15 protein-coding genes are annotated in these 15480 nt (G+C 68.5%); 7 read left to right on the forward strand and 8 right to left on the reverse strand.

Annotated elements, in window-relative coordinates:
* Window positions 1-191 precede the first annotated feature (191 nt).
* The 5 genes from ASD78_RS09730 to ASD78_RS09750 form a co-directional block, all read right to left on the reverse strand.
* Complete coding sequence (locus tag ASD78_RS09730; protein WP_055901782.1) at window positions 192-584, reverse strand: hypothetical protein; 393 nt, start codon at window positions 582-584, stop codon at window positions 192-194.
* 119 nt (window positions 585-703) lie between these two features.
* Window positions 704-1315: a DUF1294 domain-containing protein gene (locus tag ASD78_RS21510; protein WP_056100739.1), complete on the reverse strand. Its 612-nt coding sequence runs from the start codon at window positions 1313-1315 to the stop codon at window positions 704-706.
* Window positions 1316-1611: 296 nt separating this feature from the next.
* Window positions 1612-2031, reverse strand: coding sequence for a hypothetical protein (locus ASD78_RS09740; protein ID WP_056100745.1), 420 nt, complete (start codon window positions 2029-2031; stop codon window positions 1612-1614).
* Between the two features lie 2 nt (window positions 2032-2033).
* Window positions 2034-2474: a DUF4279 domain-containing protein gene (locus ASD78_RS09745; RefSeq protein WP_235566476.1), complete on the reverse strand. Its 441-nt coding sequence runs from the start codon at window positions 2472-2474 to the stop codon at window positions 2034-2036.
* A 129-nt stretch (window positions 2475-2603) separates the two neighbouring features.
* On the reverse strand, window positions 2604-4253 hold the full coding sequence (locus ASD78_RS09750) for a diguanylate cyclase (protein WP_056100753.1): 1650 nt from the start codon (window positions 4251-4253) through the stop codon (window positions 2604-2606).
* A 106-nt stretch (window positions 4254-4359) separates the two neighbouring features.
* Between ASD78_RS09750 and ASD78_RS21115 the strand changes: the two genes are divergently transcribed.
* The 5 genes from ASD78_RS21115 (at window position 4360) to ASD78_RS09775 (ending at window position 10810) form a co-directional block, all read left to right on the forward strand.
* Window positions 4360-5070 (forward strand): hypothetical protein, encoded by a 711-nt coding sequence (locus ASD78_RS21115; protein WP_162250156.1) that lies wholly within the window; start codon window positions 4360-4362, stop codon window positions 5068-5070.
* Between the two features lie 32 nt (window positions 5071-5102).
* Window positions 5103-5507, forward strand: a complete 405-nt coding sequence (locus ASD78_RS21120; protein WP_055901793.1) for a DUF1761 domain-containing protein — start codon at window positions 5103-5105, stop codon at window positions 5505-5507.
* Between the two features lie 11 nt (window positions 5508-5518).
* The gene (locus ASD78_RS09765) at window positions 5519-6148 is read left to right on the forward strand and encodes a 2-hydroxychromene-2-carboxylate isomerase (protein ID WP_055901796.1); all 630 of its coding nucleotides are present in this window, start codon (window positions 5519-5521) and stop codon (window positions 6146-6148) included.
* A 106-nt stretch (window positions 6149-6254) separates the two neighbouring features.
* Window positions 6255-7202 carry a DegV family protein gene (locus tag ASD78_RS09770; RefSeq protein WP_055901800.1) on the forward strand — a complete coding sequence of 316 codons (948 nt, stop codon included), beginning with the start codon at window positions 6255-6257 and terminating at the stop codon, window positions 7200-7202.
* Window positions 7203-7345: 143 nt separating this feature from the next.
* Window positions 7346-10810, forward strand: a complete 3465-nt coding sequence (locus ASD78_RS09775; protein WP_082575526.1) for an amidohydrolase family protein — start codon at window positions 7346-7348, stop codon at window positions 10808-10810.
* Between the two features lie 7 nt (window positions 10811-10817).
* On the opposite strand, the gene ASD78_RS09780 is transcribed toward ASD78_RS09775, so the two are convergent.
* Window positions 10818-11690: a class I SAM-dependent methyltransferase gene (locus tag ASD78_RS09780; protein WP_082575527.1), complete on the reverse strand. Its 873-nt coding sequence runs from the start codon at window positions 11688-11690 to the stop codon at window positions 10818-10820.
* The gene (locus ASD78_RS09785; RefSeq protein ID WP_056100759.1) at window positions 11687-13114 is read right to left on the reverse strand and encodes an FAD-binding oxidoreductase; all 1428 of its coding nucleotides are present in this window, start codon (window positions 13112-13114) and stop codon (window positions 11687-11689) included. Before ASD78_RS09785 ends, ASD78_RS09780 begins: the two co-directional genes overlap by 4 nt.
* A gap of 119 nt (window positions 13115-13233) precedes the next feature.
* Here ASD78_RS09785 and ASD78_RS09790 point away from each other — a divergent pair, with 119 nt between their 5' ends.
* Window positions 13234-14031 (forward strand): helix-turn-helix transcriptional regulator, encoded by a 798-nt coding sequence (locus ASD78_RS09790; RefSeq protein ID WP_056100763.1) that lies wholly within the window; start codon window positions 13234-13236, stop codon window positions 14029-14031.
* Between the two features lie 96 nt (window positions 14032-14127).
* A complete protein-coding gene (locus ASD78_RS09795; protein ID WP_056100954.1) occupies window positions 14128-14472 on the forward strand; it encodes a hypothetical protein in 345 nt (114 codons plus the stop codon).
* 177 nt (window positions 14473-14649) lie between these two features.
* Here ASD78_RS09795 and fghA read toward each other — a convergent pair whose 3' ends face one another.
* Complete coding sequence (gene fghA / locus ASD78_RS09800) at window positions 14650-15480, reverse strand: S-formylglutathione hydrolase (protein WP_055901813.1); 831 nt, start codon at window positions 15478-15480, stop codon at window positions 14650-14652.

The following is a 15480-nucleotide window of genomic DNA, read 5'->3' on the forward strand; positions in this document are numbered from 1 at the left end:
TAGGTCTGCGAACCCAAGCCAATCGGGCCACGAACGGCTCAGGCCCGCATAGAGGGCCGGCCTGCGCCTTCGGCAAGCAGATTACTCGCCTATGGTCGGATAATCGATGATCCACAGCCATGCGCCGTCTTCCTGTCGCCGCGCGACCTTGGAACACAGGGTGCCATTGGGGTAGCGGCGCCAATCATTGCTTAAATGCCCTTAGCATCGGCATAGGCGATCCAGGCGCCGCAGATCGCGACGAAATAGAGCAGGCCTGCGATCGAAAACACTTGCGACCGGCGCAGTTGCGGATGGCGCCGCCCTACGTCCGCGGCATACGCCAATAAACCCATCCTGCCGATGCTGCGGCCGTCCTTATTGGCTTGCTCGACGATCAGCATGAAGTGATGGATGGCGAAGACGAAGGGAAGCCAGAGAACGGCCTGGGCGATCGCAACCACCAGGGCCACCGGATATCCAAACGGTTCGGCGCCGAAAGCTTTGACGAGCACGGGCTGCACGTCCGCGGAAAATGCAGTGCCGACGATCAGGACGTATATGAGGGCCGGAAGGACATAGCTCGTTTTGCTTCTTTGAGTCATCGACGACGATCCTCGAATTGTCAGGCTTCGCCATGCCCGGAGGCGCCGCGAGCTTTTGCATACATCTCTCTTCCAATCGAGATAACCGCGGCCGTAATACTCCCCCTCTTGAACTAATTCTAATTGCCGAACAACGCTTCCGTCAGAGACCGCGCGACACCGCTGTGCCAGAGCCAGCCGACCGCCGCGAGATTGGCCACCACGGTGAACCAGAAAACCGACTGGAACGACGCCTTTACGGTCTTGTGGCGCGATTGTTGCTGGGCGATGAGCGCGCCGGGCCAGCCGCCGAGCATGTCCACGAAATGCAAGGTGCTTTCCGGAGTGCGGCGCATGCCCTTGCCGGCGGCGGCCTTGTCGACTGTGTACATGACGTAGGACAGGCAGCTGAGGAGTGCGTACCCCGCTGCAATCACGGCGGGAAGGACGCCCAGCAGCGTTACGGCCGCGGCCGCCAGCAGAAAGATGATGCCGATGGCCGCCCTCGGCACCGGCTTGGACGGCTTTCGTTTTTCGATCTTTTGGCCAGCGAATCGTACCTCTATCGCATTCGTTCGGCCTCGACCGTCTTTTTCCGTCGAGTACGAGATCAGGTCGCCGTCCACCGGGCGACGCGACCCGAACTGGAACGCCTTGATATGAACGAAGGCGCGGTGTCCGCCGCCATGCGGCACGACAAAGCCATAGCCCTTGTCTTCGTTCCAATCCGAGAGTCGCCCTACCAGTCTCATAGGAGGTCCAATGCCTGGCCAAATCGTGAGTCACTTCGCCCGGGTTCCCATCGCCTGAGAGCGTGGGAAGGTTGAGTGCTTGCTGGTAGAGGCTGGAGAGGTGCTGGAGCGCAACCACCGCCTCGTTCTCGGGCGAGGAAGAGCCTCCCTCGGCCCAAGCGCAGAACCGTTCTGCAGCCTCCGCAAAATGTTGAACCCGCTGAATCATCTAGGCACGACCTGGGACTTGAGCCAAGCAGCATCGCGAAGCGGCTTGGGATAGTGCGCCGCCGAGTTATCGCGTCATGAAGGACCGTCTAGGGAACCTTCTCCGTTGTGGCGCATTCCGCCGCCGCCAAGCTTAGCGCCCTGTTCTTCGCTGCCGCCAGTTCGACGCGAAGGTCGAGGCCCGACCAGGTATCGTTGAACTGCTCGACCTTGAGCAAGCGACGTTCCAGCTCAGCGAATTGCTCGTCTATCGTTTCGGCCGACTCAGCGCACGCGCCCTGCTTGAGCCCTCGTGCGACTTGGGCGCTGTCGTTTTCGAACACGGCAATCTGTCGTTCATAGCAGGCGCCCAGGATGTTTCCGCATCCGCCGAACGAGCACTCCTTGCGGGCCTGCTCGGATTCCTTGAGGCAAGCTTGATATTCGTCCGCCGCAGCGGATCGGAGATCCCCGGCATGGACCAAGCAGGCGAGTGCAGCGAGCGCGACGGTCAGTAGCAGCTTCTTCATGGTCACCTGTCGCAATCCATGATCGCCGAGTCGTGCCCAAATCGCACTCCTTCCTCAGGGGTAGGCGAGTAGAGGTCGATGCCGAGCTCGATCCCACGTTCACCCAGTGCAAGCAGGGTGCGGCATGAGATCGCCACGCCTTCGTTGGTTTCGCCCATAAACCAGCCGCAGAATAGGTCGATGCGGTAACGTTGCGAAAGCTCGTGCCAGACGGCGAGGTCGGGCGTCAGCTGCGCCAGCAATTCCGCGACTTGGGCGTCCAAGTCTTCGGGCTCCGTGGTCCTGGCGGACAGGTGCCATGAGCCGAGGGAAGGTATCCGCTCACGACCCGACGCGAATACCCGCTTTTCGCCTTTGGTCTGCGAATACGTGGGCGCCGCGCCCAGCAATACCGTGATCTCGTCCGGCTGCAGGTCCTGGCCGGATACGCGCAGTGTCGCCACCGATCGTTCTAGGTGTGCCATTTGGACTCGATTGAGCTTGGCCGGGACTAAGCTGCGCCGGCTTGAATGAAGTAACGGGCACTGTAAGCGGACCCAGAGAGGCGGTAAACACGCACCGCAGCGCGCCCGTCAAACCGCGCTCGCCTGCGCATCCAGCAACACCACCCGATTGCGTCCCTCGTGCTTGGCGCGGTACATCGCTGCGTCGGCGCGCTGGATCAGGGTCGCGGCGCTGTCTTCGGGGCCGCACTCGACCACGCCGATGCTGAGGGTCAATGCGACCTTGACGCCCTTGACCTCGCAGCAGCGGCGCTCGACCTTGCGCCGGATCTGTTCGGCGGTATCGAGCGCGACCGCGTTGCCGACGCCCGGCAGCAGCAACAGGAACTCTTCGCCGCCGATGCGGCCGAGCTGGTAGATCGGCATGGTCTCGGAATGGATGCTCTCGGTGACCGCGCACAGGCAGGCGTCGCCGACCGGGTGGCCGTAGGTGTCGTTGATGGCCTTGAAGTGGTCCAGGTCCAGGAACAGCACCGACAGGGGCTGGCGCTTGCGGCGCGAGTCGGCCACGGCGCGGTTGAGGCGGGTGATGATGCCGGCGCGGTTGAGCACGCCGGTCAGAGCGTCGTGCTCGGCGTGCAATTGGGCCACGTCGCGTTCGCGGCGGAAGGTCAGCATGCGGTCGGCCAGGCCCAGCACCAGCACCACCGCGGCGAAGGCCTGCATCACCGGCAGGCCGTATTCGAGCAGCGACGTCAGCGGCACGCCGGCGCTGAGCTGCATGGCGCGCGCGGTCGACACCACCACCAGCGGGACCCAGGCGATCAGCACGAAACCGGCGTGGCGGCCGCCGCGCAGCCAGACCGTGCCCAGGGTCGCCACCGCCAGCAGGTTGGCCAGCATCAGCAGGCCGTTGCCCAGCAGCGGGAACCAGGCCTTGTTCGCCGGCCACGGCGACACCAGCCCGACCAGCAGCAGCAGCGGCAACCAGGCGCCGACGATCAGCAATGCGCGGGTCAGCCAGGGCGCGCGCGGGCGCAACTCGGCGAACTCGATCAGGAACAGCACCGTGACTATCGTCGAGGAGGTGGCGACGAACCAGATGCCGGCGACCCCGAACCGCCCCAGCCAGGCCAGGATCGGCAGCGTGTAGGCGTCGCCATAGGCGCACAGCACGTACAGCAGCTGCAGCAGCATGCTGGCCGAGAACAGCAGATAGACGCGCTCGCGCAACTGCGCCCAGAACAGCAGCACCACCAACGACACGCCGACCAGGATGCCCATGCTCAGCCAGAGCATGCGCACGTGGCGGTGGTCTTCGACCGCGTAGTCGGCGCTGGAACGCACCGCGATCTGCAAGGGGTAGCGCGCGCCCTCCACGCCCACGTACACCGGCCCGGCCGCGCTCAGCGGGAACGCCAGCGCGCGCCGCGAATGGCTGGGCTCGGCTTCGGGGTCGAAGATGCTGGCTTGGCGGGCGCGGTAGTCGGGCGGGGCCAGCACGGTGATGCGGGCGCTGTAGGGGTGGTAGATCAGCAGCACGCGCGGCTCTTCCGAAGACTCCGGGCGCAGGCGCCACCAGCCGCGGCCGCTCTGGGCGCCGGCCAGCTGGAGGGTGGAAGGCTGGGTCTGGTAGGCAGAATCGGGCAGCGCGCGCAGGGCCTCGGCCGAGGCCGGCGGCGCTTGCGCCAGGCGTTCGACGCGCACGATGCCGACCGCCCACGCCGGCACGCAGACTGTGCACAACACCAGCCAGGCCGCGATCCAGATCCGTTTCATCGGGCTCCCCGCGTCCACCCCAGTGTCGGCCGCGCCGGTGCGCGCCACAAGCCCCCGCGCGACGTATGCTGGCGGCATTTCGCCCCCGGCCCGCAGGAAGCTACCGATGTCATCGTTGTCATTGCCGCCGCTGATCCTGGCCGCCGCGATCGCGCTGCAGCCGCCCGGGCAGTTTCACGGCGACGAGCCGGTCGCCCGCGACGGCGAAACCTGGCTGGCGCTGCGCGCCTCGGCCGAAAGCGCCTCGCTGACCCCGACCCGGCTACGGGTGCAAGCCAGCGAAGACCCGATCCTGGACGCGCCCGGCCAGACCAGCGGCCGGCGCGTGTCTTCGGCGCTGGAACCGGACCCGGACGCCGAGGGCGCTCAGGTCGTGGCCTATCTGCGTGGCGGCGCGCTGGCCGTGGGCGCGGTGAGCCGGGCCCGCATCCTCGAACGCAGCCAAGGCGTCGCTCCGCCGGGCTATCGCATCGACCTCGCCGGCCGGGACCATCGCATCCGCACCCAGTGCACGCCCAAGCGCGGCAGCCAGGCCTACGCACGCGACTGTGCCGTGGTGCTGGTCGCGCCCGGCGGGGCGGAACAGGTGCTGATGCGCGTGGAAGGCCGGCGCGAGGCGGACCTCCTCCTGCTCGGCGACGACGCCTCGCCGGAGCTGCTGTTCGCCGGCGACCTCGACCGCGACGGCCGGCTCGACCTGATCTTCGATGTCAGCGATCACTACAACGTAACGCGACCGACGCTGTTTCTGTCGTCGCAGGCCAGGGACGGCGAACTGCTGCACGCGGTGTCCACCTACGAATCCGTCGGCTGCTGAAGCCGCCCGTCCCTGTTCCGGAGCAAGACCCCATGACCCTGCCTCCCGTCGACTTCAACTGGCTGGCGGTGATCGCCGCCGCCGCGTCCGCGTTCCTGCTCGGCGGGATCTGGTACGGGCCCTTGTTCAAGAAGGCCTGGTGCCGCGAGGCCGGAGTCGATCCGGATTCGGCGCCGCGCCATCCGGCGCGGATCTTCGCCGTCGCCATCGTCTGCAGCCTGCTGTCGGCGGTGATCTTCGCCGCGATGATGCCCAGCGGCGCCGGCGCAGCCGACGGTTTCGGGCTCGGCTTCGTGGTCGGCCTGTTCTTCGTGGCGATGAGCTTCGGCATCAATTACGCCTTCGCCCAGCGCAGCCTCAAGCTGTGGATGATAGACAGCGGCTACCACATCCTGCAGTTCATCCTGTACGGGGTGATCCTGGGCGCCTGGCGCTGAGGGCCGCGGACATGACGAGCATCGACTGGTACTTCGATTTCATTTCGCCGTTCTCCTACCTGGCCTGGCAGAAAGTGAAGGCGCTGCCGGCGACGACCGCGTCGCTGCGGCCAGTGCCGATCGTGTTCGGCGCGGTGCTGGCCGCATGCGGCCAGAAGGGCCCGGCCGAGATCCCGGGCAAGCGCGAATTCACCTACCGCCACGTGCTGTGGCAGTCGCGCCAGGAAGGGGTGACGCTGCGCTTCCCGCCCGCGCATCCGTTCAATCCGCTGCCGGCGCTGCGCCTGTGCGTGGCCGCCGGCGCCACCGCCGAAGCGGTCGACGCGGTGTTCGACTGGATCTGGGGCCAGGGCCACGCCGGCGACAGCCTGGAGGCGCTGGCGCCGCTGGCCGCCGCGCTGGGCGTGGACCCGGCCGCGATCGGCAGCGACGCCACCAAGGCCGCGCTGCGCGCCAACACCGAGGCCGCGATCGCCGCCGGCGTCTACGGCGTGCCGACCCTGGTCTTCGACGGTGCGATGTTCTGGGGCAACGACGCGCACGCGTTCGCCCTGGCCGCGCTGCACGATCCGGGCGTGCTCGACGACCCGGAGATGCGCCGGGTCGGCACGCTGCCGGCGGCGGTCCAGCGCCAAGGCTGAACGCCGCGCCGGAGCCGTTCAGGGGCGTAGACACACCCTTGTCGCATGCCGGGTATGCTGCCGGTCACAATTCGAACGTCTTGGCGCCAACACCCGGGGGGGGACTATGCGCATCGGACTCGTCGTCGACTCGGCTTGCGATCTGCCGTTGGAGTACCTGCAGCAGCACGATATCCATCTGCTGCCGATCACCGTGCGGATCGGAGAGGCCGTGCTGGCCGACCACCGCAACGAACAGGCCACCCTGCACTTCCTCAACACCCACCTGGGCGAACGCGGCTTCGAGGCCGAGACCACGCCGTTCACCGTGCAACAGGTGCGCGACCTGTTCGTGAGCCAGCTGGCGATCGACTACGACTACGTGTTCTGCATGACCATCACCCGGACCCGCAGCCCGGTCTACGACAACGCCAACCAGGCCAGCTTCGCGATCCTCAACGATTACAAGCCCATACGCAGCGCCGCCGGCAACAACACCCCGTTCGCGCTGCGGGTGATCGACACCCAGAACCTGTTCGCCGCCCAGGGCATCCTGCCGGTCGAAGCCGCGCGCCTGCGCGACGCCGGCGAGGGCGCGCCCAAGATCCGCGCGCGCCTGGAAAATCTGGCCCTGCACACCCACGGCTATCTGATTCCGCGCGATCTCAACTACATGCGCCAGCGCACCCGCATCCGCGGCGACCGCAGCGTGAGCTTTCTCAGCGCGACCCTGGGCACGGCGCTGGACATCAAGCCGGTGCTGCATTGCAACCGCGGCGAGACCGGGCCGGTGGCCAAGATCAAGGGCTACGACGCGGCCGCGCAGAAGCTGTTCGACTACTGCGGCAAGCGCGTGCGCGAAGGGCTGATGACCCCGACCATGTGCCTGAGCTACGGCGGCGAGCTCGCGGAAATGCGCGCCCTGCCCGGCTACGAGCGCCTGCGCGAGGTCTGCGCCGAACACAACGTCGAGCTGTTCGAGAGCGTGATGAGCCTCACCGGCATGGTCAACATCGGCAAGGGCGCGGTCGCCGCGGGCTTCGCCGCCGAGGGCGGCAGCAAGTTCGACGCCTGAGCCGCGCCCGACGCGCGCCCCGGGACGCAGCGCCGCGGCGACGTGCCGGATCGGGCTGCTGCGCCCAAACACGACTTCATGCCTAGGGTCATGCGCGGCCGTGCGGGTTAGGCTCGGGGCCTCGTCCGCTCGAACCCGACTCGATGCCCAGCCACCGCCTGCTCGTCCTTGCGCTCGCCAGCGCCCTCGCCGCCGCTCCGGCGCTCGCCCAGAACCCGCCCGCGCCGCAGCCCATGCCACCGCCGCAACCCGCGCCGCAGGACAAGGACCAGGCCGACAAGCCGCGCGACCAGCTCGAACAGGACGCCCTGGACCCGGCCGGCAACGATCCAGCGCACGCCTCGGCCCAGACCGCCAAGGGCGCGAGCAAGCCCGGCGAAGCCAAGGACGAGAAGAAGTGGGACGTCTCGGCCGCGCACGGCCCGACCAAGAGCGTGCGCTTCGAAACCGACGAAGGCACCTGGATGGACGTGGACGTTTCGCCCGACGGGCGCGAAGTCGCGTTCTCCCTGCTCGGCGACCTCTACCGCCTGCCGATCGCCGGCGGCGCCGCCCAGCGCGTGACCAGCGGCCCGGCCTGGGATGTGCAACCGCGCTGGTCGCCCGACGGCCGCGAGCTGGCTTTCACCTCCGACCGCGGCGGCGGCAACAACCTCTGGCGCATCCGCAGCGACGGCAGCAACGCGGTGCAGGTGACCAAGGAAGACTTCCGCCTGCTCAACAACCCGGCCTGGACCCCGGACGGCCGCTTCCTGATCGGCCGCAAGCACTTCACCGGCGAGCGCTCGCTGGGCGCCGGCGAGTTGTGGCTGTACCACACCGCCGGCAGCGGCGGCCTGCAGCTGACCAAGCAGAAGAACGACCAGCAGGACCTGGGCGAACCGGCGGTCTCGCCCGACGGCCGCTACGTCTATTACTCCGAGGACGTCAGCGACGGCCCGGCGTTCCAGTACAACAAGAACGTCCACGACACGATCTACGCGATCAAGCGCCTGGACCGTCAGACCGGCGACAGCGAAACCCTGATCTCCACCCCCGGCGGCGCGGTGCGGCCGCAGCCCTCGCCCGACGGCAAGTCGCTGGCGTTCGTGAAGCGCGTGCGCGACAAGTCGGTGCTGAACGTGATGGACCTGGCCAGCGGCGAAGTGCGCCCGGTCTGGGACGGCCTCTCGCACGATCAGCAGGAAGCCTGGGCGATCTTCGGCCCCTACGCCAACTTCGACTGGACGCCGGACTCGCGCGCGGTGGTGATCTGGGCCCAGGGCAAGCTGTGGCGCGTCGACATGGCCAGCGGCAAGGCGAGCAATGTGCCGTTCACCGCCCAGGTCGATCAGACCGTGACCGCGCCCTTGCGCTTCGAACAGACCCTGGACGAAGGCCGCTTCACGCCGAAGATGATCCGCGACGTCGCCACCAGCGCCGACGGCAAGACCCTGATCTTCCACGCCGTCGGCCACCTCTGGCGCAAGCGCCTGCCCGACGGGGCGCCCGAGCGCCTGAGCCGCGACGACGGCCATTACGAATACCAGCCCAGCTTCAGCGCCGACGGCCGCAAGCTGCTGTACACGACCTGGTCCGACCAGGACCTGACCGCGATCTACGTGGCCGACGCCAACGGCGGCGGCGCGCGCAAGATCAGCCGTGAGCCCGGCTTCTACTACGGCCCGCGCTTCTCGCCGGACGGCCGCCGCATCGCCTACGCCAAGAGCGGCGGCGGCGGCCTCACCGGCAGCCTGTGGTCGCGCGATCAGGGCATCTATGTGATGCCGGCCGACGGCGGCGCCGCGGTGCGCGTGGCCGAGAGCGGCGAATCGCCGCAGTTCAGCGCCGACGGCAGCCGCGTCTACTACCTCACCGGCGGCGGCCTGAAGAAGAAGCTGATGTCGGTCGGCCTGCACGGCGAGGACCCGCGCGAGGTCTACAGCCTGAAGTACGTCGATGCGGTCAGCATCAGTCCGGACGGCAACTGGATCGCCTTCACCGAACTGTTCAACGCCTACGTCGCGCCGCTGGTCGCCACCGGCAGCGCGGTCGAACTGTCCAAGGACAGCAAGGCCATGCCGGTGACCCAGGTCAGCGCCGATGTCGGCAGCTACCTGCACTGGAGCGCGGATTCGAAGTCGCTGCACTGGATGGTCGGCGACCGCTACCACTCGCGCGACCTGCGCCAGAGCTTCGCCTTCCTGCCCGGCGCACCCAAGGACCTGCCCAAGCCGAGCAACGACGGCGGCATCGCGGTCGGCCTGAGCGTGGCGGTGGATGCGCCCAAGGACACCGTCGCCTTCACCCACGCCCGCATCGTCACCATGCGCGACGCGGAGAAGACCCAGGAGGTGATCGAGGACGGCACCCTCGTGGTCCGCGGCGACACCATCGTCGCGATCGGGCCTTCGTCGTCGGTGGCGATCCCGGCCGGCGCGCGCAGCATCGACGCCAGCGGCAAGACCATCGTGCCGGGCTACGTCGACGTGCACGCGCACGCCGCGCACTTCGGCCAGGGCGTGGTGCCGCAGCAGAACTGGGCCTACTACACCAACCTCGCCTTCGGCGTGACCACCATGCACGACCCCTCGGCCACCACCGAGTTCGTGTTCTCCGAGGCCGAACTGGTCAAGACCGGGCGCATGGTCGGCCCGCGCGTGTTCTCCACCGGCACCATCCTGTACGGCGCCGACGGCGACTTCAAAGCCGTGGTCAATTCGCTGGAGGACGCGCGCAGCCACCTGCGCCGGATGAAGGCCAACGGCGCGTTCTCGGTCAAGAGCTACAACCAGCCGCGCCGCGAACAGCGCCAGCAGATCGACCAGGCCGCGCGCGAACTGGGCATGCTGGTGGTCGAGGAAGGCGGTTCGACCTTCCACCACAACATGACCATGGTGCTGGACGGCGTCACCAGCGTCGAACACAACCTGCCGGTCGCGCCGCTGTACAAGGACGTGATCGAACTGTGGCGCCAGACCGACGTGCGCAACACCCCGACCCTGGTGGTGAGCTACGGCGGCACCTCGGGCGAGTACTGGTGGTACGCGCGCGATAACGTCTGGGAAGACAAGAAGCTCAACCGCTTCTTCCCACGCGAGACCCTGGACGCGCGCTCGATCCGGCGCGAGATCGCGCCGGACTGGGACTACTGGCATATCGAGGTCGCCAAGTCGGCCAAGAAGATGCGCGACGCCGGCATCAAGATCCAGGTCGGCGGCCACGGCCAGTTGCAGGGCCTGTCGCCGAACTGGGAGATCTGGTCGCTGACCCAGGGCGGCTTCAGCAACTTCGAAGCGCTGCGCGCCGCCACCATCGACGGCGCCGACCTGCTCGGCCTGTCCAGGCAGCTAGGCTCGCTGGAAACCGGCAAGCAGGCCGATCTGGTGGTGCTCAACGACAACCCGCTGCAGAACATCCGCGCCACCGCCGACACGCGCTACGTGATGGTCGACGGCCGCCTGTTCGACGTCGACGCCGACATGGCCGAGATCGGCAACCGCGGCGAGAAGGCGCCGAACTTCTACTGGCAGCGCCACCGCGACGGCCAGACCTTCGGCGTCGAATTCGGCCCGACCGCGGTCTGCCATTGCCCGAAGGGCCACGGCGCGCACGTGCACCTGGATTGAGGCGCGGCTAGTGCGGCGGCGCGGCGCCGGACGCGCCGATCCGCTGCGCCAGGAACAGCCATTCGCCGGGGCTCGGGTCGGGATCGCCCGGTTCCGCCGGATCGGCGAGCGCCTGCAGCCTCAAGCCGCAGGCGCCCAGCAAAGCCGGCAGTTCGGTGCGGTCGCAGCCCCATAGGAAGGGTTCGCCGCGGCGTCGCAACCAAGGGCGAACCCAGGCGTGCTCGCGGCGGAATCCCGGCAGGCCGTCGCGGGTTTCCATCGCGGTGGCCACGATGGCAGGGCTCGCCAGCTCTCGTGCCAGGCGACTCAACAGAGCCCGCGCCTGCGGCCACGATAGATACATCAATACGCCCTCGGCGACGCACAGGGTCGGGCGGGCGGCGTCGAATTCGTTGCAGTCGCGCAGCGTCGCCAGCGGATCGGCGTGCATGAGGTCGGTCGCCAGCAGGTGCAAACGCGGCGGATGCAGGCCCAGTTGCTCCAGTGCCCGGCGCTTGATCGCGACGCTGACCTCGCGGTCGAGCTCGAACACATGCAGATCGGGATGCCGCCGCGCCAGTGCGCAGCCCAAGCCGTCGTAGCCGGCGCCGATCAGCAGCAGTTGCGCGCTGCCGTCGGTGCAGGCCTGTCCCGCCCACTGCGCGATGCGGCGCTTCCGCCACGCGTAGTGCGCGCGCAGGCCCGGCAAAAGCAGGCGCTCCAGCAGCGCCAGCAGGATGCGCCCGGGCGCGCTGTCGACCAGGCTCAGCAAGCCTGGACTGCGGTCCCCGCACAGGCGCAGACAGGCGCGCGCGATCGCCGCATCCTCGGCGCCGGGATCGCCGCGCGCACGCTGCACCGTCGCGGCCGCCACCAGCATGGACGTGGACACAGAACTCATCGTTCGCCGTCCGCGAACAAGGCTTCGTGGTGGCGGTACCAGTCGCTGTCCCAACGCCGGTCCGGATCGAGTTCGCGCTTGCGGCGCAGGAACTCGGGGAATTGCGGATAGGCCGTCTCGACCTGCGCGCGCGTGGCATGGCGGTGATAGGTGAGGTAGTAGCAACCGCCGTAGCGCAGCGCGTCGTCGATCAGGGCGCGGAACGCCGTGGCCGCCGCCTGCCGCCCGTCCGCGTCATGACGCACGTGCAGGTTGAACACGATGCAGGCCCAGTCCTCGCGCGCCCAGGCCAGCATGCTGGTCGGATCGCGCGTCACCAGCCGCACGGTGCCGTAGATCGGCTGCGCGCGATGGCGGCGCAGACTGTCGGCGGCGGCGCCCATGAACTCCGCCAGCCGCGATCGCGGCACGTACAGTTCGGTGATCATTTCCGAACCGCAATGACCCAGCGCCGCGTCGATCGGGCGGTGATAGCCGTCCAGGTACACGCCCGACTGTTGGGCATCGGACAGATAGTGCTGGCCGTGGCTGGCCAAGTAGAAGTCCGCGTACTCGCGGAAGGCGCGGCTGGGATCGGTATGCGCCAGGTGCAGCAGGTGGGCGAAGTCCTGGGCGCGCAGGTGGCGGTGCGCCGACTCGGCGGCCGCCTCGTCTTCGGGAACGGGGCGGTAGCAGGACACGATGCCCAGATCGAGGAAGTCGTCGCTGCGCGGGTCGATCGCGAACTGGAAGTCGCCGTAACTGCAACCCTGCGCGATCGCGGTCTCCAGCCGCGCCGTCAGCGCGCCCACGCGCAGCAGCTCGACTTCGCGGCGCAAGCGCGTGCGCGGCACCAGCCGCAGGGTGAGTTGCGCGACCAGACCGAACAGACCGTAGCCGCCGGCGGCCAGCGCGAACCAGTTCGCATTGCGACGGCGGTCGGCGACCATCGGCTCGCCGCGATGGTCGATCAGCACGATCGACTCCACGTCTTCGACGAAGGGGGCGAACGCGAGGCCGCGGCCGTGGATGTTGGATGCGAACGCGCCGCCGATGCTGAAGTCGTCGGCGCCGGTCTGCTTCTGGCGGATGGTCCACGCCTTCAGGTTGGCCGGATGGCGCGCCAGCCAGTCCAGTACCGCCGGCCAGCGCACGCCGGCCTGCACCGTCAGCAGACCGCGCTCGGGATCGAAATCGACGATCCGGTCCAAGCCGCCCGTGTCCAACAGCCAGCCGTCGGACAGGAACTGCTGGCCGCCCATCGCATGGCGCGCGCCGACCGCGATGGTCGAACGGCCGTGACGCGCGCAGTCGCGCACCGCCTGGCAGGCCTCATCCAGCGTTCGCGGGCTGAGCAGGCCGGCGACGGAGGTGGCGTTGAGGCCGGAATGGACGTCGTTGAGCTGGATCGGCGCGGCGACGGCGGGCGCACTCGTGGTTCGCATGGATCGGACCGATGGGAAGGCAGATCGGACCTTGCCGGCGGGTATCGGCAGGCGCAACCGCGATGAATCCAGTATCGGATTATGATCCTTACTGTCCCGACCGCCGCCACCTCCCGCCCATGGCCGAACGAGAACGCGTCCTCGCTGCGCTGAAAGCCGTGCTCAAGGAGCGCGGCTGGCGTTATGCCGACCTCGCCCGCGAACTGGGCGTGTCCGAACCCACGGTCAAGCGCCTGCTGTCCAGCGGCCGCATCGACCTGGAACGGCTGGAGCGGATTTGCGCCCTGCTCGACCTGGACTTCTTCGAGCTGGCGCGCCTGGCGCGCGGCGCGCGCGACGCGCCTCGCCATCTGAGCGAGCGCCAGGAAGCCGAACTGGCGCAATCGCCGCGCCTGATGACGGTGTTCCACCTGCTGTGCCAAGGCTGGCGCGCCGATGCGATACGCGAGGGCTACGACCTGGGCGTGCCGGAACTGACGCGCCTGCTGGCGCGCCTGGACCGGCTCGGGCTGGTCGAACTGCTGCCCGGCGACAAGGTGCGGCTGCGCGTGCCACGCGATTTCTCCTGGCGCGACGACGGTCCGGTGCGCGCCCGCTACCTGGGCGCGGCCAGCCGCGAGTTCCTGCTCGACGAGTTCCGCGCACCGGACACCCTGCTGGCGCTGGAAATCCGCGAGCTGGGCGCAGCGTCCCTGGCGGTGCTGCGCCGCAAGCTCGAACGCCTGCAGATCGAGTTCAAGGAGGCGGCCGAGCTGGACATCAGCCTGCCGCCGTCGAAACGCCGCAGCGTGGGCATCCTGGTGGCGATGCGGCCCTGGGTGTATTCGCTGATCGACAGCCTGCGCAACGAGTACGCCGCCGACGTCGGCCCGGCCGCGCGCGGGCGCAAGGGCGGGCGCAAGCCCCGCGTAGGCTGACCGGCGTCGCATCGCCTCGGATTCGACGCATGGCGTTCACAAACCACGCATGTACGCCGTCCTAGGCTAGAGGCAGTTCCCGCACGAGACGCCATGATGGTCACCCGTTACTACCTCAGCCTTCCCGATGCCGAACGCGCGCGCGGCAGCGATCCCTCGCTGTCGTTCTCCGCGGTCAGCGCCGAGGGCTTCGCCGAGCAGTTGCAGGACGCGCTGCGAAGCAACCACCTGTTCGAACGTTGGCGCGCCAAGCAGCCCGACCCCGACGAGGTCGACGCCAGCCTCGGCGCCACCGACCCCGCCGCCACCGTCGACGGCCAGCAGGACGATCTGCACATCGACCTGGTGCTGACCTCGACCATTCCCGGCACCGTGCTCAAGCACCGCATGCGGCTGTTGGCCGGCACCGGCTGGGAACTGCGCGACGTCACCGCCGCGTAGCACCAGCTCCCTGTCGAGCTCCCCTGTCGATCATGAAACTGCGCGACCCCTCCGCGCAGCCACCGCGCCCGCCGCTTCCTGTGGGAGCGGCGTAAGCCGCGATCGCGCCAACGGAGCGGCGACGCGCACCCGCAACCGCCTCGGATCCGAGCCGCGATCGAAGCCGATGCTGCGCACTCAGCCGCGCAACGCCGCCGCGTGGTGCGCGATGTGCTCGCCGATGAAACTGGCGATGAAGTAATAGCTATGGTCATAGCCCGGCCGCATCCGCAGTTGCAGCGGATGACCCGCCGCGGCGCAGGCGTCGCGCAGCAGTTCCGGCTTGAGCTGGATGGCCAGAAACTCGTCGGCCTCGCCCTGATCGATCAGCAGCGGCAGCCGCTCGCGCGCCTGGGCGACCAGCGCGCTCGCGTCCCACTCGCGCCAGGCATCGCGGTCGTCCCCCAGGTAGGCAGCGAAGGCTTTCTCACCCCAGGGCACCTGCGACGGCGCCACGATAGGCGAGAACGCCGATACGCTGCGGTAGCGGCCCGGGTTCTTCAGGGCGATGGTGAGCGCGCCGTGCCCGCCCATCGAATGCCCGCTGATGGCGCGCGCGCCGCTGCTCGGGAAGTGCGCATCAACCAGCGCCGGCAGCTCATCGACCACGTAGTCGTACATGCGGTAGTGCGCCGCCCAAGGCTCGCGGGTCGCATTGAGGTAGAAGCCGGCGCCCTGGCCTAGGTCGTAGCCCTCGGCGTCGGCCACGCTGGCGCCGCGCGGGCTGGTGTCGGGCGCGACCAGGATCAGGCCGTGCTCGGCGGCGTAACGCTGCGCGCCGGCCTTGGTGATGAAGTTCTGCTCGCTGCAGCTCAGGCCGGACAGCCAGTACAGCACCGGGCAGGCTTCGCCGCTGGCCTGCGGCGGCAGGTAGACGGCGTAGCGCATCGAGCAATCGAGCACGCTGGACTCGTGTTGCCAGACTTCCTGGCGGCCGCCGAAACAGGCGTGGGATTCGATGCGCTGCAT

Origin of the sequence: Lysobacter sp. Root667 (assembly GCF_001427715.1) — a bacterium.
Taxonomy (GTDB): Bacteria; Pseudomonadota; Gammaproteobacteria; order Xanthomonadales; family Xanthomonadaceae; genus Lysobacter.

Coding starts and splice junctions, on each gene's coding strand:
- ASD78_RS09785 (WP_056100759.1), bottom strand. CDS start 13,114: ATGCGAACCACGAGTGCGCCCGCCGTCGCCGCGCCGATCCAGCTCAAC.
- ASD78_RS09730 (WP_055901782.1), bottom strand. CDS start 584: ATGACTCAAAGAAGCAAAACGAGCTATGTCCTTCCGGCCCTCATATAC.
- ASD78_RS09750 (WP_056100753.1), bottom strand. CDS start 4,253: ATGAAACGGATCTGGATCGCGGCCTGGCTGGTGTTGTGCACAGTCTGC.
- ASD78_RS21120 (WP_055901793.1), top strand. CDS start 5,103: ATGACCCTGCCTCCCGTCGACTTCAACTGGCTGGCGGTGATCGCCGCC.
- ASD78_RS09790 (WP_056100763.1), top strand. CDS start 13,234: ATGGCCGAACGAGAACGCGTCCTCGCTGCGCTGAAAGCCGTGCTCAAG.
- ASD78_RS09795 (WP_056100954.1), top strand. CDS start 14,128: ATGGTCACCCGTTACTACCTCAGCCTTCCCGATGCCGAACGCGCGCGC.
- ASD78_RS21115 (WP_162250156.1), top strand. CDS start 4,360: ATGTCATCGTTGTCATTGCCGCCGCTGATCCTGGCCGCCGCGATCGCG.
- ASD78_RS09770 (WP_055901800.1), top strand. CDS start 6,255: ATGCGCATCGGACTCGTCGTCGACTCGGCTTGCGATCTGCCGTTGGAG.
- ASD78_RS21510 (WP_056100739.1), bottom strand. CDS start 1,315: ATGAGACTGGTAGGGCGACTCTCGGATTGGAACGAAGACAAGGGCTAT.
- ASD78_RS09740 (WP_056100745.1), bottom strand. CDS start 2,031: ATGAAGAAGCTGCTACTGACCGTCGCGCTCGCTGCACTCGCCTGCTTG.
- ASD78_RS09775 (WP_082575526.1), top strand. CDS start 7,346: ATGCCCAGCCACCGCCTGCTCGTCCTTGCGCTCGCCAGCGCCCTCGCC.
- ASD78_RS09765 (WP_055901796.1), top strand. CDS start 5,519: ATGACGAGCATCGACTGGTACTTCGATTTCATTTCGCCGTTCTCCTAC.
- fghA (WP_055901813.1), bottom strand. CDS start 15,480: ATGCAGCGCATCGAATCCCACGCCTGTTTCGGCGGCCGCCAGGAAGTC.
- ASD78_RS09780 (WP_082575527.1), bottom strand. CDS start 11,690: ATGAGTTCTGTGTCCACGTCCATGCTGGTGGCGGCCGCGACGGTGCAG.